Source organism: Peterkaempfera podocarpi (assembly GCF_042466665.1).
Taxonomy (GTDB): domain Bacteria; phylum Actinomycetota; class Actinomycetes; order Streptomycetales; family Streptomycetaceae; genus Peterkaempfera; species Peterkaempfera podocarpi.
The window spans coordinates 4,626,031-4,649,351 of record NZ_CP162102.1 but is presented as its reverse complement, the minus strand read 5'-3'; the positions used below and the strand labels follow the sequence as shown (position 1 = coordinate 4,649,351).

Below are 23,321 nucleotides of genomic sequence, written 5' to 3'. Positions count from 1 at the left end.
CGCTGGGGCGTGCGGGCAGGGGCGAGCGGCCGGGTTCGGGGGGCCGGCCGGTGGTACTGGAGTGCCTGCCAAGGATCGGGCTGCCGGTGTCTATGCGCATAGATTCAGCCCGGCCAAAATTGCATGTCCATGGAACGTCCTTGGGGCGTCAGCACGGTGCGGCAGTGCAGTCCCGGGGACGCAGGGGTGAACGGGGCTCGCCAGCCGGGTCCGAGTCCCCTAATGTGAGCGGGCAATCCAGCCAGCGGAGGATGATTCGTGCGCCGCATCACTTGTCGGACAATTCTCAGCGCTTCGCTCGCCGCCGCCGTGGGCCTCACCGCCGCGGGGTGCAGCAGCGGCAAGGCCGGCAGCGGACCCGCAGCCAAGGTCCTGACCAAGGCGCAGCTGCAGGCGGCCGCGCTGACGGCCGGGGAACTGCCGGCGGGCTACCGGATCGTGAAGCCCGCGTCCGCCGACGCCCTCTTCACCTCGACCTCGACCACCACGCCCGCCGAATGCCAGCCCATCCAGGACATCGGCGCCGGCAAGCCCACCGCGGCCTGGGCGCAGAACTATCCCCAGGCAGCCAAGCGCACCCAGGTGCTCGCCAGCCGGATCGCCGCCTATGCCGAGGGGGGCGCCGAGCAGACCATGACCGACCTCGAGGGCGCACTGAAGCGCTGTACGGCCTTCCAGGCGAAGAACAACAAGGACGGCTCCGTCACCACCGTCAAGGTGACCCCCGGCAAGGCGCCCGCGCTCGGCGACGACGCGGTCCAGCTGGACCTCGCGAGCAGCGGCGGCGGCAGCATCAGTGCGCTGCGGATGGTCCTGGTGCGCACCGGCACCACGCTGGCGCTCTTCTCCGCCTTCGACATCAGCAGCGGCAAGCCGGTGCCGCTGCCGCAGCAGGTACTCTCCGCGCAGGTGGACAAGCTCAGGGCCGCAACAGGCTGATCCTCAGCACATCCTGACGTTGCGTCAGGCAGCTGTGCCGAGCACGATGTCCAGGCCGGTCAGCCGGAGGACGCCGGCCGGCTGCTCCCGTACGCCCACCAGGGTGGGTGTCCCGGTCCCGCCGGAGGTCTGGCGGCGGCGCAGCTCCACCAGGAAGTGCAGACCTGCGGAGTCCATGAAGGGAACGCCGCCCATCTCCACCCGGACCCGGCCGACCGGGTCCGGCAGCCGTCCGAGGAGGGCGTCCAGCAGCGGGCGCGCGTCATGGTCGATGTCCCCGACCAGGGTCAGAACGGTGAGCCCACCGCTCTGGTCGACGGTGATGGCGAGGGTCTGCTGCATGCCGATGCCGGCCCCTTCAAGGGTCGGGGGCCCGGCGCCCGCCGAGCTCGGGCCCGTGTCCCTCCACCGTGCCATCCGTGCGCGGGATCGCGCCAGCCAGGTGCCCGCCGGAGCGTGAACGCCGGCGGGCACCTGGTCCTGTGGAGGGAGGCGGTCAGCTCGCGCTGACGGAGAAGGAGTTGGTGGTGAAGTCGAGGCCTCCCGAGGAGGAGGTGATCTCGTAGCCGAACTGGACATTGCCCAGGGTGACGTTGCCGATCCAGGCCTTGGTGTTACGGAGCCAGTTGAGCACCGCCAGGATGTCGACCGTGCCCGAGCTGGTGTTGGAGGTGCGGACGAAGGAGAAGACGGCGTTGGCGCCGTTGCTGCCCTTGTAGACCGTCCAGCTGTGGCCGCCGACGGTGACATTGCCCTGGGAGGTGCCGAGCGGGCCGACAGCACCCGTCTTGTTCATCCAGAGCATGATCTCGTTGGTGTTGCCCGAGTCCCAGATGTCGTAGGCGGTCTCATAGGCGCCGGAGGACGGGACGGTGACGTTGAAGCTCGACTTGACCGAGCTCAGGGAGCTGAGCGTTTTGCCGACGTACTTGGTGGCGTTGGGGTAGGACTTCACCCCGCCGGTGTTGGGGTGGTTCGCCCAGACACCCCAGTTGGAGTAGGAGTTGGCCCAGATGGTCTGGGGGCCGGCACCGCTGCCCCAGATGTCGTTGTAGAGGGTGTAGCCGCCGTTGGACCAGGTGGCCCACTGGTCGCTGGAGGACCAGGTCGCGGCGTACGCGGGCTGCGCCGCGAGCCCGAGGACGGCGGCGAGTGCCGCAAACAGGCCGAGCAGGAGGGTGCGCGGCCGAGCTGACGGACTCTTGGCAGTTCCGGTCGTCGCCGTGCCGATCGAAGCATTTCTGGTCATGGATGGTCTCCCGGTGGAGGGGTGGTGACACGGGGAGTCCGCCGGCGATACGCGCGGCCGAAAGGAGATGTCGAAGCGCCTCGACAAGGCTTCGTGCTGGTGGAGGGCCACCTGCTGCCTCGCCGGACACGATAGGAGTCGAATGTGTCGAAGCGCAACGACTCGGACAGCAGGATTTCGTGTCCCCGACAACTCCGGGCGGGGGGCTACCGTACGGGGCATGAACGTCCCGGCTCTCGAGCTCACCCCGCGCACCCGAACCGACGACCTGCTGGCGTGGTCCGCAGAGCAGGACCGCGAGGTGGCCGAGCGGCCACTGCGCATCGTGCTCACCCTGCTGGAGCTCACCGGGGCCCGGCTTCACGACGGATTCCCCGAGGTCACACCCGAGGAGATCGACCAGCTGCTGTACGAGCTGCTGCCGATGACCGCCGACGCCGAGGCCGAGGGCTGCCAGGCGTATCTGGACGCGGTCTCCCTGCTCATCGACCACCAGCGGGCGGCCAAGCGGCTCAACGCCAAGCGCCAGGCGAAGCTGCAGGCCGAACTGGACGGCCTCGCCACCGGATTCCCACTGGTGATGCGGATGCCCGGACGGCTGACCTGGCCTCGGCTCTACACCATGCTGCTGCGGGCAGACGGAGTGGACTGCTCGGACGAGGGCGCGGTGCGGGCCTGGCTGGACGCCTTCCGCGAAAGGGACGAGCAGAGCCGGGCGGCGGCCTGGGCCGGACTCCCCCAGCTGATCGCATCCGAGGAGGAGCACGGCCGGCCCGAGGCATGGGACGACACCCGCATCCTCACTCTGGGCATGGCGACCGACAATGCCCGCCTGCTGCTGGGCAACCGGCTGCTGGAGCGTGTCTACCGCACCCTCTCCGCCATGGTCGCCGAGGGCCGGGGTCTGCCGCCCGAGCTGAGCCGCGATGTCGAGGGCTACGGCCAGCTGGTCGTCGACGAGACCGTCCGGCTGCTGGGCGAGTGGACCGTCCCCGGGCTCCCCGCCCTGCTGCGCGACCACTACCCGGACCTGGCCCCGGAGCCGGAGCAGTCCGACATCGACACCCACCTCGCCGGACGCGAGGACTGAGACCGCGGCGCCGGCCGGCGCCGCGGACTCCCCGGACCCAGGTACGGGATCAGGAGGCCTGGCCGGCCAGCACCTCGGACATCTGCATGGTGGTGCTGGCCCCGTCCAGCGCCTCCCGGATGATGTCGGCGTGGCCGCTGTGGTGGGCCGTCTCACGAATGATGTGCAGCAGGATCCGCCGGGCGGACCAGTGGGTGTCCCGCTGCGGGCCCCAGGGGAACCGCGGCAGCAGGCAGTGCCGGTCCAGGTCGGGCTGGGCCGCGACGGCCCGGTCGGTGGCGCGGGCCGCCTCCGCGTGCTCCTCCAGCAGCCCGGCGAGGGTCTGGCCGTCGGCCATCCGGTACTGCTCCTGGTCGGTCATCGCCTCCGGCATGCTGCCGTCGCCGTGCAGCAGGATGTGCGCCCAGCTGCGCTCGCACCGGGTGACATGGCGGAGGATCCCGCCCAGGGTCAGCTCGCTCACCGTGGTGCGGCGGCGGGCGTCGTCGTCACCGATGCCGCGGACCGCGATCCGGAGGAAGTTCCGCTGCTCGTCCAGGATCTGCAGGATGTCGCCGCACTCGCCGGCGGGGGTGGGGGAGCCGAGGGTTGTCGCCATGGGATGGAGGTTCCTTTCCGCTATGCCTTGTCCTCACCGTAGGCGGCAATGCGGAACGTTCCGGTCCTCCTTGACCCGATGAGGTGAAGCGGATTCAGGCGTCCTAGGGTCGAGGGGCAGCAAGCCCTTGACATGGAGGAGAAGAGCGGTGGCGAAGGTTCCGACAGGCGTGGTGGCGGCGGGCGGGCTCCTCGGCGGCTACGGCGTGGCCCGGTGGACCAGGAAGCGGCCGCTGGGCGGTGTCGCGCTGGCCGCGGCCGGAGCGGTGGCGGCCCGGCAGTGGCGGCGGCAGGCGGGCACCGCCGGGGCAGTGGCACTGACCGGTCTCTATGCGGCGGCCTTCGCCGGGTCGCACCCGCTGGCGAAGCGGGTCGGGGCCTGGCCCTCGGTCTTCGCGGTCTCCGGTGCGGTGGCGCTGGCCTCGTACGTGGTCGCCGACCGCCGCGGCTGAGCGGGGCACCAGGGCGGACAGGCCGACGGCCCCGGCGTCGGGGGGGGTTGGTCGCCGGGGCCGTCGGAGTGGGGGCACCGGCCCGGACGTCGGTCGACGCGGGCCGGACAGGGTGGCGGGAACGGCAGCCGCGTGGCCGGGCCCGGTGGACGGGCCCAGCGGGTGCGGCTGGGCTCAGGGGCTGAGCTCAGGGGTTGAGCTCAGGGGTTGAGCTCAGGGGTTGAGCTCAGGGGTTGAGCTCAGGGGTTGAGCTCAGGGGTTGAGCTCAGGGGTTGAGCTCAGGGGTTGAGCTCAGGGGTTGAGCTCAGGGGTTGAGCTCAGGGGTTGAGCTCAGGGGTTGAGCTCAGGGGTTGAGCTCAGGGGTTGAGCTCAGGGGTTGAGCTCAGGGGTTGAGCTCAGGGGTTGAGGTCGTGCGACTGCAGCCAGGGCTTGGGGTCGACCGGCGCCCCGCCGCCCGGCCGGACCTCCAGGTGCAGATGCGGGCCGGTCACATTGCCGGTGGCACCCGAACGGGCGATCACATCACCGGAGTCGACCGAGCCCGAGCCCTGCACGATGGACGACAGGTGGCAGTACCAGATCTCGGTGCCGTCGGGCAGCGTCTCGATGATGCGGTAGCCGTAGGAGCCGGACCAGCCGGCCGAGGTGACGGTCCCCTTGCCGACCGCCTTGACGGCGGTGCCGGTGGGGACCGCGAAGTCCAGTCCGGTGTGCAGATGCGACCAGTAGGAGCCGGCCTGGCCGAAGCCCGCGGTGAGGGTGTAGCCGGTGACCGGCAGGGTGAAGGTGCCCAGCAGCCTGCGCTCGGCATCCCGGGCGGCGCGCTCGGCCGCCTCCTTCTTCTGCCGGGCCTCCTCGACCCGCTTGGCCGCGGCGTCCTTGACGGCGGCCACCTGGGCGGCCTGCTCCTGCACGGCCCGCTTGGCCTCCGCGTCACGGGCGGCCTGCAGCCGGGCGGACTCCTCGGCGGCGGTGCGCTGGCTGTCGGCCTGCGCCTGGATCCTGGCGGCCAGGGCCAGGCCCGGGTCGGTGGCCTCGGCGAAGGCGCTGCCATGCGCGTCGTCGGCCTGCTCGGCTGCCGTCGCGGCGGCATAGGTCGTGAAGCCGGTGGTGCCCAGGGTCGCGGCCATCGCCGCGACACCGACCACCGCGGAGGAGCCGATGCCACCCCCGGTGCGCTGCCTCGGCATACGGTGCCGGCCGCGGTCCGGATCGCCGCCGAACGCCGGGACGGCCTCCGGATCGAGCTCGGGTTCGAAGACGGCCCAGGGCTGCTCATCGGGCAGGGGGAGGGTCGAGGGCATGCCCTCGGGACGGTACGACGACGCCACGGCTGGCGCACTCCTTTCCTTCCTCTCGCCTACCGGGTTAGCTGACGGGTTCGGAGCAGGAAGGTCTCCTACGGTCTCCGGGGCCGGTGCCATCGAGCCAGGAACGGGGCGCTCACAGTAACGCTCCGTCATGACACGGACAGGTCCGTTTCGACCGATTCACCCCAGGAACGGTGGTTCCCCGGCTCCCGGACGCCATGGGGGACGGCGCCTTCAGGATTAGGCGATGCCGCACGGTGCCGTCGTGGTACGGCGTTTGCGACCGCGCTGCGTTATCAAACGTTAATCCCAGGACGCCGCGATTCCAAGCCACTTGGGAGATGCAAAGCCAGCCGCAAGGGACAGGAGGGGCGAATTGCCGCTGATCGCACCTCCAGCGGCTTCCATCCCCTTCCGCCCCGTCAGCATCCGGCCACGAAGGGTCATGAAGAGGCCGTCTCGGGCGCCTGCGGCTCCTCCGCGGTGAGCGGCAGAGCGATCGACTCCAGCCCCTGCCGCTCCGCCCGCACCCCCAGGAACAGCTCCACCACCCCCGCCGCGATCATCAGCAGGGCCCCGACGGAGAAGGCGAGCGCGGTGTCGGACGGCTTCCCGGTGGACACCAGCTCGGAGAAGATCAGCGGCCCGGAGATGCCTCCGACCGCCGTTCCGACCGCATAGAAGAAGGCGATCGCCATCGCCCGGGTCTCCATCGGGAACACCTCACTCACCGTGAGGTACGCCGAGCTGGCACCCGCCGAGGCGAAGAAGAGCACCACCGCCCAGCAGGCCGTCAGCGACCCCGCGGAGAGCGACCCCGCGCGGAACAGCGCCGCCGTGCCCAGCAGCAGCACCCCGGAGAGAATGTAGGTGCCGGAGATCATCGGCTTGCGGCCCACCGAGTCGAAGAGCGGGCCCAGCAGCAGCGGGCCGAGGAAGTTGCCGACGCAGATCACCACGAAGTAGTAGCCCGTGGAGCCGGTGGGCACCTGGAAGAAGGTGCTGAGGATGGTCGCGTACCCGAAGGTCACCGCGTTGTAGAGGAAGGCCTGGCCGATGAAGAGCGACAGGCCGAGCACGGTGCGGCCCGGGTAGAGCTTCACCATGGTGCGGGCGATCACGGCGAAGCCGATGCTGCGCCGCTGCCGGATGGTGATCGACTGCTCGGGCTCCTCCAGGGCCGCACCGGTCTGCTCCGCCACGATGCGTTCCGCCTCGGCCACCACCTCCTCGGCCTCCTCCTCCCGGCCGTGGATGAAGAGCCACCGGGGGCTCTCCGGCACATGGCGGCGCACCAGCAGGATCACCATCCCCAGCACCACGCCCAGGCCGAAGGCGAGCCGCCAGCCGACGTTCACCGCGAGCAGCGAGGTGTTCAGCAACGGCACCGAGAGCAGCGCCCCGGCGCCCGCGCCCACCCAGAAGGAGCCGTTGATGATGATGTCGATCCGGCCCCGGTGGCGGCTGGGGATCAGCTCGTCGATGGCGGAGTTGATCGCCGCGTACTCGCCCCCGATGCCGAAGCCGGTGACGAAACGGCAGAGGAAGAAGAACCAGGCGGTCCAGGAGACCGCGGTCAGGGCGGTGGCCGCCAGGTAGACGCAGAGCGTCAGCATGAACAGCTTCTTCCGGCCGTGCCGGTCGGTCAGCCACCCGAAGAAGAGCGCCCCCGTACAGGCCCCCGCCACATAGAGCGCCGCGGCCAGGCCGGAGACCTGTGCCCCGGAGATCGCCAGGCCGCTGCCCGGCTCGGAGAGCCGGCCGGCGATGTTGCCGACGATGGTGACCTCGAGGCCGTCCAGGATCCAGACGGTGCCCAGGCCGATGACGATCCGCCAGTGCCAGGGCGACCAGGGCAGCCGGTCCAGCCGGGCCGGGACCCTGGTGCGGATCACACCGGTCTGCACACCGCCGCCGTCGGCGGCCTCCTCGCCACTCATGCACGGCCCTCCGCAGTCGCGTCCACCACTGTGGACAGGCGTCTGCCCCGACCGGCGGCGCCTAACGCACCAGGCAGAACTCGTTGCCCTCGGGGTCGCGCATCACCTGGAAGGCCCCCTGCTCATCGGCCTGCACCTCGCCCACCGCCCGCGCCCCGCAGGCCAGCAGCTGCTCCCGGGCCTTGTCGATGTCGTCCACGCAGACATCGAGATGGAGCCGGTTCTTGCCGGCCGGCCTGGCCTCGGGGACCCGCTGGAAGGCGATTCTCGGCTGCTGGTCCGGCGGGTCCACATACGACCAGTCGGGGCTGCGGTCCACCGGACGCCCCCCGAGCACGGCGGCCCAGAAGCGCACCAGTACGGCCGGCTCGGCGCAGTCCATGACGAGTTCGTCGATTCGTCCCAGCACAGAGCCAACCTACTGCCGAACCTGGGTATCCGTACTCATGCGGCGCGTCCCGCCCGGCGCGATGATGCCGCCATGAGCGCATCGATGCAACCGCGGACCACGTCCGCGTACTACGTGCAGGCGGTCCTCTCGTTCGCGCTGTCCGGCGGCGCGCTCGCGGTCGGAATCGCCTTTCTGCCGGTCGACGCCTGGATGCGGGCGTTCCTCGCGGTCGGCCTGCTGTATGTGGTCACCTCGGCGTTCACGCTGGCCAAGTGCGTGCGGGACCGGCAGGAGACCTCGGACATGGTCAGCCGCGTCGACCAGGCACGGCTGGAGAAACTGCTGGCGGAACACGACCCCTTCAAGGTCGAGGGCGTCTGACCCCGGCCGCCCGCTGGGGCCCGGTGAGTACCGCGCACGGTGCCGCCCGGGCCCGCAGCGGCGGGGGTCAGGCGGGGCGGTCGGCGATCAGGGTGCCGCCGGTGGCCCAGTTCTCCTTGGGGAGGTCCTCGATGGTGACCCAGATGCTCTCCGCCTTGGCCCCGGTGGCCCGGACGAAGGCCTCGGTGAGCTCGCGGGCGATCTCGCGCTTCTGCTCGACGGTGCGGCCGGCGATCTGCTTGACCTCGATCAGGGGCATGGCTGACTCCTTGTCGGATGCTGGGGTCCGGGGTGGTGCGGAGCCACCCCGTTCGACATCCACTCCATCACCGCGGCGCACCGCGCAACAAGCAGCATCCGGAGAAGGCACCGATCACCGGTCGTGATCGATCGCGGAGGCCGCAGCGGCGCAGGCGGCCTCCAGCAGCCGCAGCCGCCCGGGCTCCAGGTCGTCCCTGACGGCGAGCCCGGTGGGCAGCAGCATCGGCGGACCTGCCGGCTCCCGGCAGGCGACCCGCCGGGTGATGGCGAGGTCGCTGCTGGCGGCGAAGAGCACCGTCCAGGCCTCCTCGCCGGCGGCCAGTTCGGCCAGCGTCTCGGCCAGCGAGGTGTTGGGCCGTCCTGACTCCGGTTCGAAGCCGGCGGCCCGGCAGGCCGCGCCCACGGCCTCGCTCAGACCCGACTCGCGGGCCGACGGGGCGAGCCGCAGCGGCAGCCCGCGCAGCCGGTGCAGCGGCAGCGGGTCCAGCGCGGCCAGCGGATGCACGGCCGGCAGGACCACCAGCAGCCGGTCCTCCCACAGCGGCAGCCGCCGCAGCCCGGCCTGCGGTGCCGCACCGCGGACGAACGCCGCGTCCAGCCTGCCGTCGCGGACCCGGCGCAGCCGCTCCTCCCGTCCGGACTTCTCGAACTGCACCCGCAGCCGGGTGTCCTGCTCGGCCACCGCGTCCAGGAAGACATCGAGTCTGCTGCCCAGGCTGGAGCCGGTCCCCAGCCGCAGCGGGCGGGCGGCCCCGTACTCGGCCAGCTGCCTGGCCTCGGCGGTGAAGGCATCGGTGGCGGCCAGCACGGCCAGCGCCCGGGGCAGCAGTTGCCGGCCCTCGGGGGTGAGCACCACCGTGCGGCTGGTCCGCTGGAACAGCAGTACTCCCAGCTCCCGCTCCAGCCGCTGCACCTGCTGGCTGACGGCCGACTGCACGATGTGCAGCCGCTGGGCGGCCCGGCCGAAGTGCAGCTCCTCGGCCACCGCGGTGAAGTACTGCAACTGCCGCAACTCCATACAGCCTCCAGTGCGGCCTCCCGGGCGGAGGCGGGGTTTCTGCCGGACACCCCATCCAACTGCGCCGCCCGCAGCAGATCTACTGGCCGAAGGGCCAGGTGGCCGGGGAGCGACCGGGTCGATCTTGACTCGGGGACGCTCCGCCGCGCATCGTGGCCGGGCCCGTGCACCGCGCCGACTGGAGCCCGATGTGACCAGCACCACCCATGACTCCGCCACCGATGAGACCGCCGCTGTCGCCCGGGTGCGGGACACCCTGGACCGGCAGGCGCTGCTGACCACCCTGGGGGTGGAGGTGGTCGAGATCAGCCGCGGCCGGGTGGTGCTCGACCTGCCGGTGCGGGCGGCGGTCACCCAGCAGGACGGCTTTGTGCACGCCGGGGCGATCACCACCCTGGCCGACACCGCCGCCGGCGCGGCCGCGCAGTCGCTGATGCCGGCCGACAAGAACGTGCTCAGCGTGGAGTTCAAGATGAACCTGCTGAGCCCCGGTGTCGGCGAGCGGCTGCGGGCGACCGCGACCGTGGTCCGTGCCGGCCGCACCATCACGGTGGTGTCGGCCGAGGTGGAGTCGGTGGACGGCGACGCACGCAAGCCGGTCGCCCTGATGCAGGCCACCATGATCGCGGTTGACCGCCGCTGACGCCCCGGCCGGGCCCCAGCGGTGCGCCGTCCGGGGCTCAGGGCTTGCGGGCGAGGGCGACGGCGGCCAGCCGGAGCACGGGGTTGTCCTCCACCGACGGGGTGTCGGGGTCCGGGCGCCAGCGGGTGACCAGGGTGACTCCGGGGTCGACCGGCTCCAGGTCGTGCAGCAGCGCCGCGACCTGCTCCACGGTGCGGAACTGGCCGCGGCCGACACTCTGCCGCAGCGTCCGCTCGATCGCCCGGGCGTCGGGATCGTCGTCGTCCGCGCCCGCCACCAGGTGGTGGACGAAGACATGGCTGCCCGGGGCCAGCGCCGCATACAGCTGCCGGGTGACCCCCTCCGGGTCCTCCTCGTCGAGGATGTAGTGCAGGATGCCGCAGAGCAGCAGGCCGACCGGCCGGTCCAGGTCGAGGTGGTCGCGCAGCTCGGCGTTGTCCAGGATGGTGCGCGGCTGCCGCAGGTCGCCCTCGACGACGAGAGTCTGCTCGTTGTCGGCCAGCAGGGCGCGGGCGTGGGCGAGCACCACGGGGTCGTTGTCGACGTAGACCACACGCACCGAGGGGTCGATCCGGTGCGCCACCTCGTGCACATTGCTGGCGGTGGGCAGGCCGGAGCCGATGTCGATCAGCTGGGTCAGTCCCGCCTCGGCGACCAGGTGGCGGACGGCCCTGCGCAGCACGGCCCGCTGCTCCCGCACCCCGAGATGCACCTCGGGGGTGGACTTCTCGATCAGGGCGCCGATCTCGCGGTCGGCGGAGAAGTGGTCCTTGCCGCCGAGGAGGTAGTCGTAGATACGGGCGATGTTGGGCGGTGGCGCCCCCACCACCGGCTGGTCGGCGAGCGGCCTGGTGTCCCGGTCCGGCACTGCGGACTCCCGTTCCCTGCGGCTGGATGATCCTGACGATGGATCAGCGGCCACTCTATTCGGCGCCCGGGGGCGTCCGGGCGCACTCACGGCCACCGACAGCACGGATTTTCGCGCTCCCCGGCAGAGCCGGGAGACGGGCCGCCCAAGGCATCGGCTGCGCACCGCACGGGGCAGGGCGCACCGGTCCGCAGCGAGGGAACGGCGCTCGGCGACGATCGCGCCCGATACCCCTGACCGGCGGCATCGGGGAGACCACCGAGGTTCGACGAGGTCCGCCGGGCCCACATACCGAGACGGGTGCCGGCGGGATCTCACGGCGGCGGTGGCCGTGCATCCCTTGGCAATGCGGTACATAACGCCACCGGATGGCGGCCGTACGATCTTCCGACCCGGACTGATCGAGTACGGGGAGGGCTGTCCGGGTGATACTGCACATGGAGGCCTGGGCACCGGCCCGGCCCACGAGACGAAGAGAGGGGTGAGGCGACCGTGTTGAGGAACGGACTGGAACCGTGGCACCTGATTCTGGTGCTGGTGGTGGTCGTCCTGCTGTTTGGCTCCAAGAAGCTTCCGGAGATGGCACGCGGGCTGGGCAAATCGATGCGCATCCTCAAGGCCGAGACCAAGGCCATGCGCGACGACACCCCGACCGTCGAGCGGGTCACCGCAGCCGAGGAGCCCGTGCAGCAGCCGCTTCAGCAGCAGCCGCTTCAGGAGCACAAGGCGTCCTGACCTCAGGGGCGCGGGGAGCCGCAGCGGGGACCCGGCAGCACTGCCGGGGCCGGTGCTGCCGCTCCCCGCGCCCTTTCCGGCGGATCCGTCGGGCCGTTCCCGTCCGGCGGATCAGGCCGGGCCGTTCCAGTCGAGGGTGGGCGGCAGCACGCCCTCCAGGGTCAGCAGCCACCGCTTGACCTCCACCCCGCCGTACCCTCCGCCGAAGCCGCCCAGGCCGTCGGAGGCCACCACCCGGTGGCAGGGCACGATCAGCGCCAGCGGGTTGGACCCCATGATCTGGCCGACACTGCGCGCCCCCGCCCAGCGCTCACCCGGCGCCACCCCGTCGTACACCCCACTGCCCGCGGCCAGCTCGCCATAGGTGACCGTACGGCCGTAGCCGACCGCACGGTGCAGCGCCTGGAGCACCGTTCGCTGGGCGCCCGAGGTGAGCGACCAGTCCACCGGGAAGTCGAAGACCCGCCGCCGTCCTGCCAGATATTCGGCGACCTGCCGCGCCACCAGCGCCGTCCGCTCCGCGTCGGCCCCCGGCGCGGACGCCAGCAGGGCCGGTACCTCGGCCGGCGGCTGTACCGAGAACGCCACCGCCGCAGCGCCCGCCGTGGTGACGGCCACGCTCACACCGCCCACCGGCTCCGGTGCCTCCACGCTCGCCCAGCTGACGGCCATCGCCGCGCTCCCCTTCCGTTCGGCGTCACCCACCAGCATCACCCGCCCCGGGGCGGGAGCGGAAATCCCCCGGGGATCATGGCGGAAATCCGCGCACGCAGGGCCCGGCGCGGCGCTCCCGGACAACGGCCGGTGCCCGAAGAGGGCGGCGAAACGGTTCGCGGGGCCCGGCCGAGGAGCTGTGGCGGCTCACCGGGGCGGGGAGCGAGGCGCACCCGGTACCGCAGTGGCGGCGCCGTCACCCGTGCCCCGCAGATCCCTCCCGCCGGCGCCGTAGCCCGACGGCGCCCGGCCGGCACGGGGGCTCAGCCGGGGATCTCCACCTGGACGGTCTCGGTGTCCTCGTCGATGTCCGAGGTCCGCACCACAACGGTCAGCGTCCAGCGGCCCGGCAGCGGAACCCGCACATCGTCCGACTCCCAGGCGGCACCGCGCTGCTCCAGCGGCACCTGGAGCGGTCCGATCCCCCGATCCGGAAGGGCCATCCCGATCCGCAGCTCCGGCACCACCGCCAGGGCGCCGCCCCGGGTCAGCACCACGGCCTGCAGGGAGTTGTCACCGGCCCGGCCGGGATCCAGCACGATCTGCACCGTCCCCCTGCCGCGCCCGCCGGAGAGCCCGGTGTCAAAGGGCACCTGCGCATAGACCGTGGGCTTCGGCCCAGCCGCAGCAGCGGTGAACTCCACCTCGGTACGAGCGGGCTGCGTGGCTGTCAGCAGTGCGGTGAGCGCCAGGACCACCGCACCCACCGCCGTCTCGGCCGCCACCGACCAGCGCAGCCGCGCCACCGCTCCCGAACCGGCCGGACCCGCGGTCCAGCGCCGCGAGTACCAGGCGGCGGCCAGCAGCAGGGCCACCGCCACCAGCTTGGCCGACAGCAGCCGTCCGTAACCGGTGGCCCCCAGCGCATGCCAGGACCCCACCTGCCGCCAGGACTGGTACACCCCGGTCACCACCAGCACCGCCACCGCCGCCCGCGCCCGCCGGGAGAAGCGGGCCGCCGACACCGCCGCCTCCCGCGGCGGCTCCGCGACCAGCGTCACCAGCAGCGCCGCCAGTCCGCCGAGCCACACCGACGCCGCCAGCAGATGCAGCAGGTCCAACGGGACGGCCAGCGCCACCTGCATCCCCGTGGAGGCATGCTCCGACGCCGCCCAGGTGGCCCCCGCGGCGACCGCGGGCACCGCCGCCACGGCCACTGGCACACCACGGCGCAGCATCGGCCCGAGCGGCACCACCAGCACCAGTCTGGCCAGCAGCGCCAGCGCGGGCCTGCCGCCCAGGGTCTCCCGCACGGCCGCCCAGCCGAAGCCGCCCGACTCATAGGGCGTACGCAGCACCAGCAGCCCGGCCGTCGCCACCAGCAGCACCGCCCACCCGGCCAGGACCAGCCGCCGCACCGCGCCGCTGCCCCGCACCAGCAGCGCACCACCGACCAGGACGACGAACCCGGCGTAGGCCAGCCCGCGGCCGATGCCGTAGACCACGCCGACCACGGCACCGCCCCCGTCCCCCGGCGCGGCGGGAGCGGCGGTCTCATGGCCGACGGAGAAGGTGAACCCGCCCGACACCGGGTGGCTGTCGGCGGACACCACCCGCCAGGAGACAACATAGGTGCCCTGCGGAAGCCGCCCCACCAGGGCCACCCTGGCGCTGCGCCCGTCACCCCCGGCGTGGCCCGGCCGCCGGTCGTCCACCCGCAGACCGTCGGGCCCCAGCACCCGCAGCCCCTCGGGCGGGACGCTCACCCCCTCGCTGAAGGTGAGCACCACCTCGGGGCGCGCTCTTCAGGACGGCATCCGCCGCCGGGGCGGACCCGGACAGGGCGGCATGCGCGGCAGCCGGGCCCGCGCCGCCCAGCAGCAGCGTGCACATCAGCACCAGCACGGCCGCCGAGCGGCGCAGCATCGATCACTCCCCTGCCCCTGGTGGCCGGCCCGGCGGCCACCTCCGCACCCGCTACGCGGCCGGGACCCGGACGGTTCACCGCGGCTCCCGCGGCCTACCGGCCGCGCGGCCGGCGCGGTGCGATCCGCCCGGTGCAGGGGCGGCCGCACCGCCGCCGCCCCGGGCACCGGCTCCGGCGGCGGCACCCGGTTGACACCTGCTGCCGCGGGTAGGTGACAGGGCCGATCGGAACGAGGTGAGGACATGGCCGACCGACGTACCCGCGCTTCCCTGGTGTACGGCCCCTACCACCCCCCGGAGCGGCCGCACCGCCGGCGCCGGGTGCGTACCGGCACCGAGCCGCGCACCGCGCTCAGCGACCTCCGGCTGCGGCGGACGCTGTCGCTGCTCTTCGCGCCGCTCTTCCTGGCGGGGACCATCGCCTTCGCCCTGCTCGCCGCGGACGCCGGCACGGGTCCCGCACCCAACCGGGACACCTACATCCTCTTCGCCGCCATCTGCGCGGCCCTCACCCTCGTCGCCCTGGTCGACCTCGCCGTCATAGCCCGCCGTATGCGCGCCCGGGGCTGAGCCCGGCAACCTGCGCGGGAGCCGTGCAGCCCGGCAGTCACCGGGCTGCACGGCTCCCGCGGGGCCGTCGCCGACCTCACCGGCTACCAGCGCAGTACCGCCCCCAACCCGCCCGCGGGACCCTCGACCCCGTCGGGCACCCGCAGCACCTCGGCGCCCGCCGCCACCGCGCACCGCAGCAGCGCGTCGTCCGCCCGTGCCGCGACCGGTTCGGGCACGCCCATCGCCCGCACCTGGCCGCGCTGCACCGCGACCTGCTCTGGTTCAGGGCCCACCCACACCGAGCGGCCCGGGTCGGCCCCGGCTTCGCCGACCAGCAGCGATGCCACCTGGCGGCTGCGGGCGGCGTCCACAACGGCGGGCATCCCCTCCGCCGCCACGCCCGGCACGCTGTCCGCTCCGAGCGGGCCGTGCTCGCCCGGCCGACCGCGTCCGGCGTGGAACCGGGCCAGCGCGTCCTCCAGCCGCTGCCGCACATACCCTTCGCAGAGCTGGGCGATCTGCTGGTCCAGCAGGTGCATCGACGCACCGCCGGACCGGCCGGAGCCGTCCGCCTCCACCGTCACCTGCCGCAGCTGCTCGGGCAGCTTGGCGTGGACGGCCCGGCGTTCACGTGGCTCGCCGACCAGCACCAGCAGCTGCGCCCCGCTGGACGGCCACTGCCGGGTGAGCTCCGCGGCGACCGTCTCGGCCGTGCGGCTGCGCTCATTGGCCACCCAGTTGCGGTAGTGCCACTCGCCGCGGTCGTCGGGCACCGTACGGTGTCCGCGGTCCTGACTCTCGGGGCGCTCCGTCCGGGCCACCTGTTCACGTGGCTCCCATCCGTGCGGGGCGCGCAGTTCCAGATCGGCTCCCGCCCGGTCGACATAGGCGACCAGGCAGAGGGGGTCGTCGGCGAGCAGCTCCATCAGGGGCGCCACATGCGGCAGCACCGACCAGGAGGCGTCCACCACGGACGGTGACACATCCAGCGAGAGGTCCAGCACCACCTCGCCGCCGGCGGCGAAGATCGCGCGGCCCGCCGGAGCCCGGGAGACCGGCTCATGGGCCAGGCGGTCGAGCACCGCGGCCCGGGTGGCTGTGTCGACGCCCTGCTCGACCAGGCGGTCGGCGACCGACCTCTCGCGCAGTTGCTGCAGCTTGACGGCGTCGGCGGTGGCCCGCGAGGTGTCCAGATAGACCGACGCCCACGGTCCTTCGTGGTCGAGGAGGGGCTTGAGCTTTCCGATGTCCATGATCTCCCCCATGCTCGGGGACAGGGACCACAATCAGAACCTCCTCCTACCCCGCCCGCTCCGACGAATGCCCTGCATCCGCAACGCGTGCCGGGCCCCCCGAGCGGGCACGAGGCAGAAGCAGCCCGTACCGCGACCCGATGCGATCATCCGGAGGACGTCTTGGCCAGAGCCCTGCTGCGGGTCCACGCCCGTACGACGCTGGCCGGCCGGCCCCCGCACCTCAGCGACCTGCGGGTACTGCTGGTCGCCGATGTGCTGCTGCGCACCGCGGGGCTGGGCGGGCGGCAGGCCATGGTCGGCCTGGGCCTGCCGGACGACCCGGCCCCGGGGGAGGTCAAGGCGCTGACGCGGGACGCGGAGCGGCTCAATGTCCACCCGCCCGCGGCCCAGGCCCACTCCCGGGACGTCCCCGCCGCCCTGGGCGGCCCGATCCACGTCGAGGTGTCCGTACCCGGCGCCGCCGACGCCACCGACGGCGACGCCCCCCGGCCCGCCCCGGTGGAGGTCGGCCCGGTGGACCCCGGCGGCACTCTCGACCTCCCCCCTGATCCGCTGGCACTGCGGCTGGCCCTGCTGGGCCACACCCCGGCCGAGCCGGTCCGGCTCACCCCGGAGGGGCTGGCCGAGGCGGCCGGCACCCTCACCCACTGGCGCCGCCGGGTGGCCGACTGGGCGGGGGAGCCCTCCCGGCCCGCGCACGCCGAGACCGTACGCGCCGCCCGCGCCGGCTTCGCCGAGGGCCTGGACACCGCAACCGCACTCGACCTGCTGCACCGGCTGGACCGGGCCGACGAGGTGCCCGCCGGGGCCAGATTCGAGACCTTCGTCCATCTGGACCGGGTGCTCGCCCTGGAGCTCGCCCGCGACATCGGGCGGTAGGGCGCGCCGAACCGAAGAGGAGCTGCCATGCCCGAGGAGACCGTCCATCTCACCGACCCCACCGGGGCGCAGCTCACCGGCGACCTCTCACTCCCTCCGCAGCCCCGCGCGGTGGTGCTCTTCGCCCACGGCAGCGGCAGCTCACGGCACAGCCCGCGCAACCGGGCGGTGGCGGGCGCACTCCAGGAGGTCGGCCTGGGCACGCTGCTGCTGGACCTGCTCACCGAGGACGAGGAGAGGGTCGACGCGGTCACCGCCGAGCACCGCTTCGACATCCCGCTGCTCACCCGCCGCCTGGTCGCCGCCGTCGACCTGCTCGACCGCCGGCCCGACACCGCGGCCCTCCCGCTGGGCCTCTTCGGCGCCAGCACCGGGGCCGCGGCGGCGCTGCAGGCGGCGGCCGAGCGGCCGCTGAAGGTACGGGCGGTGGTCTCCCGCGGCGGCCGGCCCGATCTGGCCGGGGAGGCGCTGGACCGGGTCCGGGCGCCCGTGCTGCTGCTGGTCGGCGGCGAGGACCGGCAGGTGCTGCGGCTGAACGAGGAGGCCGCGGCGCGGCTCACGGCCCCGCACCGGATCACCGTGGTGCCCGGCGCCACCCATCTCTTCGAGGAGCCGGGGACGCTGGGCGAGGTGGCTGCCGCAGCGGCCGAGTGCTTTCTGCGGATGGCCTCGGAACATCCCCCGGCGTCGCCCTGACCGCGGGCCGACGGCAGGCTGGTGGTATCCATGCGGAGGGGCCGGTGATCGGCAGCGGCCCCTGAGAGGAGTCCGGCATGGCCGCCAGTCCCAGCCGCCCCGCGGTCCTGCTCGTCACCGACCTCACCTATCCGGCCCGCGGGCGGCGGTACGGCGACGAGGACACCCTGCTCTCCGCCCGGCTGCGCGAGGACTTCACCGTCGCCCTGTGCCATCCGCTGGACGCGGTGCGGCTGATGGACTCCTTCGATGTGGTCCTGGTCCGCAACAGCGGCCCGGTGATCCACTACCGCAGCGCCTACGAGGAGTTCCGGACCGAGGCCGCGGCGCGCGGCATCCGGCTGCTCAACCCCCTCCACGGGCGCGGCGACATGGCGGGCAAGCGCTACCTGGTCGACCTCACCGCCGCCGGCCGTCCGGTGATCCCCACCGTCGACCGCCGCGACCACCTCGACCGGCTCCCCGCAGCGGCGGAGTACGTGGTCAAGCCGGAGCTTGGCGCCGACTCGCTGGGCATGCGGATCGTCACCGCCGACGAGCTCCACGGCCCGGCGGTGCCGCTCGACGGGATGCTGGTCCAGCCCCTGGTCGACTTCCGCTACGAGGTGTCGTTCTACTTCGTGGACCGGGTGTTCCAGTACGCACTCCACGCCCCCGACCCGGCCCGCCGCTGGGAGCTGGTGCCCTACCGCCCCGAGCCCGCGGACCTGGACTTCGCCCAGGGTTTTGTCGACTGGAACACCCTCGACCACGGCATCCAGCGGGTGGACGCCTGCCGCACCCGTGACGGGGAGCTGCTCCTGGTCGAGCTGGAGGACCTCAACCCCTATCTCTCGCTCGACCTGGTCGACCACGCCACCCGGGACACCTTCACGGCCGCCCTCAAGCGGTCGGTCCGCTCACTCCTGGACGCGGGCTGAGCGGGTCCGCCCGGCTCCGGGAGCCGGGCGGACCCGCTCAGTCGCGGGAGTTGCCGAAGAGGATCCGGTAGGCGACCAGCAGCACCAGAGATCCGGCCACCGCCGCGATCCAGGTGGGCAGGTCGAAGAAGTGCCGGCTGATCGGGCGGTCCAGGAACCTGGCCGACGCCCAGCCGCCGACAAACGATCCGGCCACGCCGATCAGCGTGGTGACGATCAGGCCGCCGGGGTCGCGGCCCGGCAGGATGATCTTGGCGACGGCTCCGGCGACCAGGCCGAGGACGATCCAGGCAACGACTCCCATGACGCGGTCCTGCCTCTCAGGTGGGGCTTTGACACACGATAGGACGCCGCCCGGCGGTCGGTCGGTTTCAGCGGCGGAAACCACGGTCCGGGTCCCGCGGCTCCGCCCCGGCGAAGGGCGTGAACCAGGCCGGCGGGCGCAGGTCGCCGAGGCCCAGCTCCCGGTTGGCGTCGGAGTCGGGGTCCTCGATGCCGTCCAGCTCGGGGTCGTCCAGCAGCAGCACCTGCCGGTGCCGCGGGAAGCACTCCCGGCAGGCGGTCCAGTCGTAGTCGAAGGGGTGCGCCGGAAGGCCGTCCATCAGCTCGGCGATGTGGTCGGGCTCGTCCTCCAGCGCCGCGGCGGCATCCGACAGCGCCAGCTCCAGGGCCAGCTCCTCGGCCGGGCAGCCCGGCTCCGGCCACCGCCCGTCCGCCAGGTCCCCGGCCAGGTCGTCGAAGGCACGGGCCATCTCCCGCCGCCACGGGACGTCCTGCTTCCAGGTCAGTCTGGGCAGCCGGCCCAGCACCGCCCACTCGTGCTCCTCCCCCGCCAGGACGGGGGCTCCGGCGTACTCCTCCACATCGTCATAGGCGGCGTCGGCCAGCGCCGAGAGCTGCTCGAACAGCAGGCAGGCCGTACGGGGGGTCAGCAGCCAGCCCTCCCCCGGGCCCTCCGCCGCTCCCGGCGGGAGGTCCAGCGGGAAGAGCTCGGCGAAGTCCGGCTCCACCTCATCGGCCGGCCGGGTGGTGAGGGCACCGCCCAGCAGCTCCACCCCGGGGATGCCCTCCAGCAGCTGGTCCGGGTCGAGCAGCACATTGAGGGCTCCCTGCGGGCTCTCGTCGACCTCGGCCGCCATGGCGGCGCGCTGGGCCTCCGGGTCGGTGCCCTCGAAGCGGATTCCGCGCACTGCGCGATGGCCCGCGGCCCGCAGCGCGGCCCAGTCGGTGACGCGGATCTGCAGGGTGACGACGGCCTCGATCTCCGTCGCCCGCTCCGCGGGGGTCTGGTGCTCCTGATCGCCCATGGGGCCAACAGTAGGGAGTCCGGCCCGTCTGCGGGGGGCCGGTGGGGCCGAAGCCGCCGTGGGCCGGTCCCGACCCGCCCCCCGGCCCCGCGGACGGGCCCGCGTGTGCTCCCTCAGCGGCGCGGGAAGCTGTACGTCCAGCCCTCCTTGTCCAGCCGGTCCAGCAGCTGGGCCAGCGCGGACAGGGTCTGGGAGCGGTCGCCGCCACCGTCGTGCAGCAGCACTATCCGGCCGGGCTTCAGCTCGGAGAGCACGGTGTGCAGGATCGCCGGGGCCCCCGGCAGCCGCCAGTCCTCGGAGTCCACCTGCCAGCCCAGCGGACGCAGGCCGTGCGAGGCGGCCATGGTGCGGATCTTCGGGGTGAAGTCGCCGCCCGGAGCGCGGTAGTACCAGAGCTCGGCACCCGGGCCGGCGGCCGTCGCGATCTCCTGCTGGGCGTCGACGATCTCATGCAGGTTGTAGTCGTCGGACCGGCTGGACTGCTGCTCGTCATGGTGCACCGAGTGGTCGCACAGCCGGTGGCCCTCGGCGACGATCCGCCGCACCAGCGCGGGCTCGGCCGCCGCCCGGGGCCCGATCATGCAGAAAACGGCCTTGGCATGATGCTTCTTCAGCAGGTCCAGCACCCGGGGCGTCCAGGTCGGGTCCGGTCCGTCGTCGAAGGTCAGGCCGATGCTCCGGCCGCCGTCCTCCAGACTGTGCTGTATCTCCCTGCCCACCGCTGCCGGCGGCGGGGGCCGGTCGTGCTGCCGGGTGGTCCCATGGGGCCCCGGTGTCGCCGTCCGGACGTCCGCCCTGGGCACCACACGCCCCTGCGACGACCCGCACCCCGCCAGCGGCAGTACCAGACCTGCCGCGGCCAGCACCACCGCCGCGCCCCTCCCGATCCGCATCCGACCCGCCCCCACTCTCCTGATGTGTGACCCGCCCCATCCCCTGATACCCACCAGACTGGCGGCACCCCTTCACCGTCCGGTCAGCGCCATGTCCCGCCCCTGCAACGAGACATGGCGCCGTACCTCAGGCCTCCGGCTTGGCCGAGTGCCAGGGCTCGGCACCGGTCCGCACCGTGGCGCCGACGGCGGCCGACTCCTCCACCGCGAGCGCGATCAGATGGTCCTGGCAGGCCTCGGCGAGCGGATACGGCGCCGGGCCCTCACCCCTGGCCCAGGCCCCGGTCGCGGTCATCATGGAGGCGATGGCGATCTCCTCGTCCATCAGCCGCGCCCCCAGGAAGGGGTTGCGATAGAGGATGTCGCCCTCGAAGGCGATGTGCTCGGTGTCGTAGCCGTCGAGGTTGAGGTCATGGCCGAGCTGCGAACGCACCAGCGCCGACCTGGTGATGGTGCGCTCCCCGGCCAGCCGCACCACGGTGTCGTCGGCCAGCTCGCCATGGCTGCCGCGGACCACGATCCGGCGCAGCCGCAGCTGGTTGTGCCACTGGTTGTCGGTGAAGTCGTACAGGCCGGAGGCCCCGCCGAAGTCCAGCGTGGCGATGGTGGTCGCCGCCTCCTTGGGGGTGTCGTCGCCGGTCCAGCCGTCCCGGCTGAGCGGGTCGACCAGCGGGGCCCGGAAACGGGACGCCGTCACGGCCACCGGGCCGCAGCCGGCCCCCAGCAGACCGCGGATCATCGACACCGCGTGGTACATGTGCGTCGAGGAGACCTGCACGCTGGTCGGCTGCCCGATCACGCCGCGTTCCACCAGCGCCCGGCGGGCGGCATGGCCGGGCATCAGCAGGTACTGCTCGGCCACCTGGACCAGCCCGCGGTCCCCCACCCGGTCCCAGAGCCTGCGCAGCCCGTCCGCGTCCGGCGCCGGCGGGGTCTCGCTGAGCACCCGGACACCGGCCTCGGCCAGGGTGGCGACCACCTCCGGGTTGACCGGCCAGGGCACGCTGGTGATGACGAAGTCGGGGCGCTGCTTGGCCAGCAGTTCCTCCGGCGAGAGGTACACCGGCACCTTCCAGCGGCGGCCGAGCTCCTCCGCCGTCTCCGGGCGTCGCACGACCGCGCCCACCAGGGTCAGCCGGTCGGGCAGCAGAGCGGCCAGACGGACAAAGAACTCCGCGCGCCACCCGCGGCCGACAACCGCGAACGTACTGGCCTTACCTGAGGTCAGAGCTGAGGTCATGGTGGATTATCACACTCGCGGACGACCTGGGATCAAGGCCCGGAGCAGCCACGTCGGCAGGTCCGGCAGCGTCTCCGCCGCACCCGCCGCCGCGGCGGTCGGTCAGGGACGCGTACCGGAGCAGATCAGCGCCACCGCGGGGAGCTCCACCAGGCCGCCCGGCACCGCGAACGCCGACACCAGCCGGTCGTAGGCCTTCCGCACCAGCGCGACCTCCTCCGCTGCCAGCCGGGAGATCACGGCCCCGGTCAGCGGCGTACCGGCGATCACATCCCGCCACCAGCGGTCCGGGTCGACCCGGTGCGTCCAGGCCTCCTGCGCCGCCTGCGTCCCGGCTGCGCCCGCCGCGGCCAGCAGGTCCCGGAAGGCCTGGGGGCGGTCCTCGGCGTCCCGCAGGAACATCCCGCCCGCGGGCAGACCGGGCGGCACCACCACCGCCGACTCGGCGACCGCCTCACCGAAGACCGCCGTCGCACGCATGCGCTCCCGCTCCCAGCAGGACAGCGCCAGCCGTCCGCCGGGGCGCAGCACCCGCAGCAGTTCGGCGACCCCGGCGACCGGATCGCCCAGGTGGTTCACCACGAAGTTGCCGGTCACGGCGTCAAAGGTGGCGTCGGGGAAGGGCAGGTGCGGCAGTACCGCCTCCTGGACGTCCAGCCCCGGGTGGGCAGCAGCGGCCAGCCGCACCATCTCCGGGGAGGCGTCCACCGCCGTCACCCGGGCGCCGCGGGCCAGCGCGGCCGCCGCGACCCTGCCGGGACCGCAGCCCACGTCCAGCACCCGTAGACCGGCACGCACCCCGGCCGCGTCCAGCAGCGGTCGGACGGTGTGGGCGGTCAGCTCGGCAAAGCCCGTGCCATAGGCGTCGGCGCGCCCCGCCCACCCTTCCCGCTCGAATCCGTCGAACCTCGCCGCGTCCCACTCGGTCATCCGGCCGCCCCTTCCCTCGGTCCGGGCAGCCACCCTAGCCGGGGCCCGGCCGGCGCTGGTGGGCAAGGGGGGTGGGAGGGGCTCGGTGCGGCAACGGCCCGCGCGGGGCCGAACGGTCTGCCGGAGGGACCCGCCGGGGCGGGCCGACTGGCCGGCCCCGGTCCGCCCCGATCCCGGACGGACCGTCAGAGCGG

The 23,321-nt window shown here is 73.2% G+C and carries 27 protein-coding genes and 1 riboswitch; of the genes, 10 read left to right on the top strand and 17 right to left on the bottom strand.

Features of this window, described 5'->3' with window-relative positions; all coding sequences use genetic code 11:
• Positions 1-258 precede the first annotated feature (258 nt).
• Positions 259-939 carry a hypothetical protein gene (locus tag AB0761_RS20430; RefSeq protein ID WP_377270529.1) on the top strand — a complete coding sequence of 227 codons (681 nt, stop codon included), beginning with the start codon at positions 259-261 and terminating at the stop codon, positions 937-939.
• Positions 940-963: 24 nt separating this feature from the next.
• Here the strand turns inward: AB0761_RS20430 and AB0761_RS20425 are convergent, their stop codons facing one another.
• Positions 964-1,281, bottom strand: a complete 318-nt coding sequence (locus tag AB0761_RS20425) for an STAS domain-containing protein (protein ID WP_377270528.1) — start codon at positions 1,279-1,281, stop codon at positions 964-966.
• Between the two features lie 154 nt (positions 1,282-1,435).
• The gene (locus AB0761_RS20420; RefSeq protein ID WP_377270527.1) at positions 1,436-2,188 is read right to left on the bottom strand and encodes a hypothetical protein; all 753 of its coding nucleotides are present in this window, start codon (positions 2,186-2,188) and stop codon (positions 1,436-1,438) included.
• A 220-nt stretch (positions 2,189-2,408) separates the two neighbouring features.
• Here AB0761_RS20420 and AB0761_RS20415 point away from each other — a divergent pair, with 220 nt between their 5' ends.
• Positions 2,409-3,278, top strand: a complete 870-nt coding sequence (locus tag AB0761_RS20415; RefSeq protein ID WP_377270526.1) for a hypothetical protein — start codon at positions 2,409-2,411, stop codon at positions 3,276-3,278.
• A 49-nt stretch (positions 3,279-3,327) separates the two neighbouring features.
• Here the strand turns inward: AB0761_RS20415 and AB0761_RS20410 are convergent, their stop codons facing one another.
• Positions 3,328-3,876 (bottom strand): DinB family protein, encoded by a 549-nt coding sequence (locus AB0761_RS20410; protein WP_377270525.1) that lies wholly within the window; start codon positions 3,874-3,876, stop codon positions 3,328-3,330.
• 148 nt (positions 3,877-4,024) lie between these two features.
• Between AB0761_RS20410 and AB0761_RS20405 the strand changes: the two genes are divergently transcribed.
• Positions 4,025-4,327: a hypothetical protein gene (locus tag AB0761_RS20405; protein WP_377270524.1), complete on the top strand. Its 303-nt coding sequence runs from the start codon at positions 4,025-4,027 to the stop codon at positions 4,325-4,327.
• A 395-nt stretch (positions 4,328-4,722) separates the two neighbouring features.
• Here AB0761_RS20405 and AB0761_RS20400 read toward each other — a convergent pair whose 3' ends face one another.
• From AB0761_RS20400 to AB0761_RS20390, 3 genes are all read right to left on the bottom strand, one after another.
• Positions 4,723-5,658: a M23 family metallopeptidase gene (locus AB0761_RS20400; RefSeq protein WP_377270523.1), complete on the bottom strand. Its 936-nt coding sequence runs from the start codon at positions 5,656-5,658 to the stop codon at positions 4,723-4,725.
• Between the two features lie 11 nt (positions 5,659-5,669).
• Positions 5,670-5,894, bottom strand: a riboswitch (cyclic di-AMP (ydaO/yuaA leader).
• A 186-nt stretch (positions 5,895-6,080) separates the two neighbouring features.
• Positions 6,081-7,577: an MFS transporter gene (locus AB0761_RS20395; protein ID WP_377270522.1), complete on the bottom strand. Its 1,497-nt coding sequence runs from the start codon at positions 7,575-7,577 to the stop codon at positions 6,081-6,083.
• A gap of 61 nt (positions 7,578-7,638) precedes the next feature.
• The gene (locus tag AB0761_RS20390) at positions 7,639-7,986 is read right to left on the bottom strand and encodes a VOC family protein (RefSeq protein ID WP_377270521.1); all 348 of its coding nucleotides are present in this window, start codon (positions 7,984-7,986) and stop codon (positions 7,639-7,641) included.
• Between the two features lie 72 nt (positions 7,987-8,058).
• Here AB0761_RS20390 and AB0761_RS20385 point away from each other — a divergent pair, with 72 nt between their 5' ends.
• The gene (locus tag AB0761_RS20385; protein WP_377270520.1) at positions 8,059-8,349 is read left to right on the top strand and encodes a YiaA/YiaB family inner membrane protein; all 291 of its coding nucleotides are present in this window, start codon (positions 8,059-8,061) and stop codon (positions 8,347-8,349) included.
• A gap of 67 nt (positions 8,350-8,416) precedes the next feature.
• On the opposite strand, the gene AB0761_RS20380 is transcribed toward AB0761_RS20385, so the two are convergent.
• On the bottom strand, positions 8,417-8,671 hold the full coding sequence (locus AB0761_RS20380; RefSeq protein ID WP_377270519.1) for a 2-hydroxymuconate tautomerase: 255 nt from the start codon (positions 8,669-8,671) through the stop codon (positions 8,417-8,419).
• 51 nt (positions 8,672-8,722) lie between these two features.
• A complete protein-coding gene (locus AB0761_RS20375) occupies positions 8,723-9,628 on the bottom strand; it encodes a LysR family transcriptional regulator (RefSeq protein WP_377270518.1) in 906 nt (301 codons plus the stop codon).
• Positions 9,629-9,818: 190 nt separating this feature from the next.
• Between AB0761_RS20375 and AB0761_RS20370 the strand changes: the two genes are divergently transcribed.
• Complete coding sequence (locus tag AB0761_RS20370) at positions 9,819-10,271, top strand: PaaI family thioesterase (protein WP_377270517.1); 453 nt, start codon at positions 9,819-9,821, stop codon at positions 10,269-10,271.
• Between the two features lie 37 nt (positions 10,272-10,308).
• Here AB0761_RS20370 and AB0761_RS20365 read toward each other — a convergent pair whose 3' ends face one another.
• The gene (locus AB0761_RS20365; RefSeq protein ID WP_377270516.1) at positions 10,309-11,139 is read right to left on the bottom strand and encodes an SAM-dependent methyltransferase; all 831 of its coding nucleotides are present in this window, start codon (positions 11,137-11,139) and stop codon (positions 10,309-10,311) included.
• Between the two features lie 492 nt (positions 11,140-11,631).
• Between AB0761_RS20365 and tatA the strand changes: the two genes are divergently transcribed.
• Positions 11,632-11,874, top strand: a complete 243-nt coding sequence (gene tatA, locus AB0761_RS20360) for a Sec-independent protein translocase subunit TatA (protein ID WP_377270515.1) — start codon at positions 11,632-11,634, stop codon at positions 11,872-11,874.
• 111 nt (positions 11,875-11,985) lie between these two features.
• Here tatA and AB0761_RS20355 read toward each other — a convergent pair whose 3' ends face one another.
• Together AB0761_RS20355 and AB0761_RS20350 are read right to left on the bottom strand one after the other, a co-directional pair.
• A complete protein-coding gene (locus AB0761_RS20355) occupies positions 11,986-12,546 on the bottom strand; it encodes a methylated-DNA--[protein]-cysteine S-methyltransferase (protein ID WP_377270514.1) in 561 nt (186 codons plus the stop codon).
• A gap of 305 nt (positions 12,547-12,851) precedes the next feature.
• The gene (locus AB0761_RS20350; protein ID WP_377270513.1) at positions 12,852-14,318 is read right to left on the bottom strand and encodes a CopD family protein; all 1,467 of its coding nucleotides are present in this window, start codon (positions 14,316-14,318) and stop codon (positions 12,852-12,854) included.
• A gap of 379 nt (positions 14,319-14,697) precedes the next feature.
• On the opposite strand from AB0761_RS20350, the gene AB0761_RS20345 reads away from it, so the two are divergent.
• Positions 14,698-15,024, top strand: a complete 327-nt coding sequence (locus AB0761_RS20345; protein ID WP_377270512.1) for a DUF6343 family protein — start codon at positions 14,698-14,700, stop codon at positions 15,022-15,024.
• 83 nt (positions 15,025-15,107) lie between these two features.
• Here AB0761_RS20345 and AB0761_RS20340 read toward each other — a convergent pair whose 3' ends face one another.
• Positions 15,108-16,259: a hypothetical protein gene (locus tag AB0761_RS20340; protein ID WP_377270511.1), complete on the bottom strand. Its 1,152-nt coding sequence runs from the start codon at positions 16,257-16,259 to the stop codon at positions 15,108-15,110.
• Between the two features lie 162 nt (positions 16,260-16,421).
• On the opposite strand from AB0761_RS20340, the gene AB0761_RS20335 reads away from it, so the two are divergent.
• The 3 genes from AB0761_RS20335 to AB0761_RS20325 all read left to right on the top strand — a co-directional run bounded on the left by AB0761_RS20335 (position 16,422) and on the right by AB0761_RS20325 (position 18,757).
• Entirely contained in the window at positions 16,422-17,141 is a 720-nt protein-coding gene (locus tag AB0761_RS20335; RefSeq protein WP_377270510.1) for a hypothetical protein, read from the top strand.
• A gap of 27 nt (positions 17,142-17,168) precedes the next feature.
• Positions 17,169-17,837 (top strand): dienelactone hydrolase family protein, encoded by a 669-nt coding sequence (locus AB0761_RS20330; RefSeq protein ID WP_377270509.1) that lies wholly within the window; start codon positions 17,169-17,171, stop codon positions 17,835-17,837.
• A gap of 77 nt (positions 17,838-17,914) precedes the next feature.
• Entirely contained in the window at positions 17,915-18,757 is an 843-nt protein-coding gene (locus tag AB0761_RS20325) for a hypothetical protein (protein ID WP_377270508.1), read from the top strand.
• A 37-nt stretch (positions 18,758-18,794) separates the two neighbouring features.
• On the opposite strand, the gene AB0761_RS20320 is transcribed toward AB0761_RS20325, so the two are convergent.
• From AB0761_RS20320 to AB0761_RS20300, 5 genes are all read right to left on the bottom strand, one after another.
• Positions 18,795-19,061: a GlsB/YeaQ/YmgE family stress response membrane protein gene (locus AB0761_RS20320; protein ID WP_377270507.1), complete on the bottom strand. Its 267-nt coding sequence runs from the start codon at positions 19,059-19,061 to the stop codon at positions 18,795-18,797.
• A gap of 67 nt (positions 19,062-19,128) precedes the next feature.
• Positions 19,129-20,064 carry a hypothetical protein gene (locus AB0761_RS20315; RefSeq protein WP_377270506.1) on the bottom strand — a complete coding sequence of 312 codons (936 nt, stop codon included), beginning with the start codon at positions 20,062-20,064 and terminating at the stop codon, positions 19,129-19,131.
• A gap of 113 nt (positions 20,065-20,177) precedes the next feature.
• Positions 20,178-20,957, bottom strand: a complete 780-nt coding sequence (locus AB0761_RS20310) for a polysaccharide deacetylase family protein (protein ID WP_377270505.1) — start codon at positions 20,955-20,957, stop codon at positions 20,178-20,180.
• Between the two features lie 127 nt (positions 20,958-21,084).
• Positions 21,085-22,197: a Gfo/Idh/MocA family protein gene (locus tag AB0761_RS20305; protein WP_377270503.1), complete on the bottom strand. Its 1,113-nt coding sequence runs from the start codon at positions 22,195-22,197 to the stop codon at positions 21,085-21,087.
• Positions 22,198-22,299: 102 nt separating this feature from the next.
• Complete coding sequence (locus AB0761_RS20300; RefSeq protein WP_377270502.1) at positions 22,300-23,127, bottom strand: class I SAM-dependent methyltransferase; 828 nt, start codon at positions 23,125-23,127, stop codon at positions 22,300-22,302.
• Positions 23,128-23,321 lie beyond the last annotated feature (194 nt).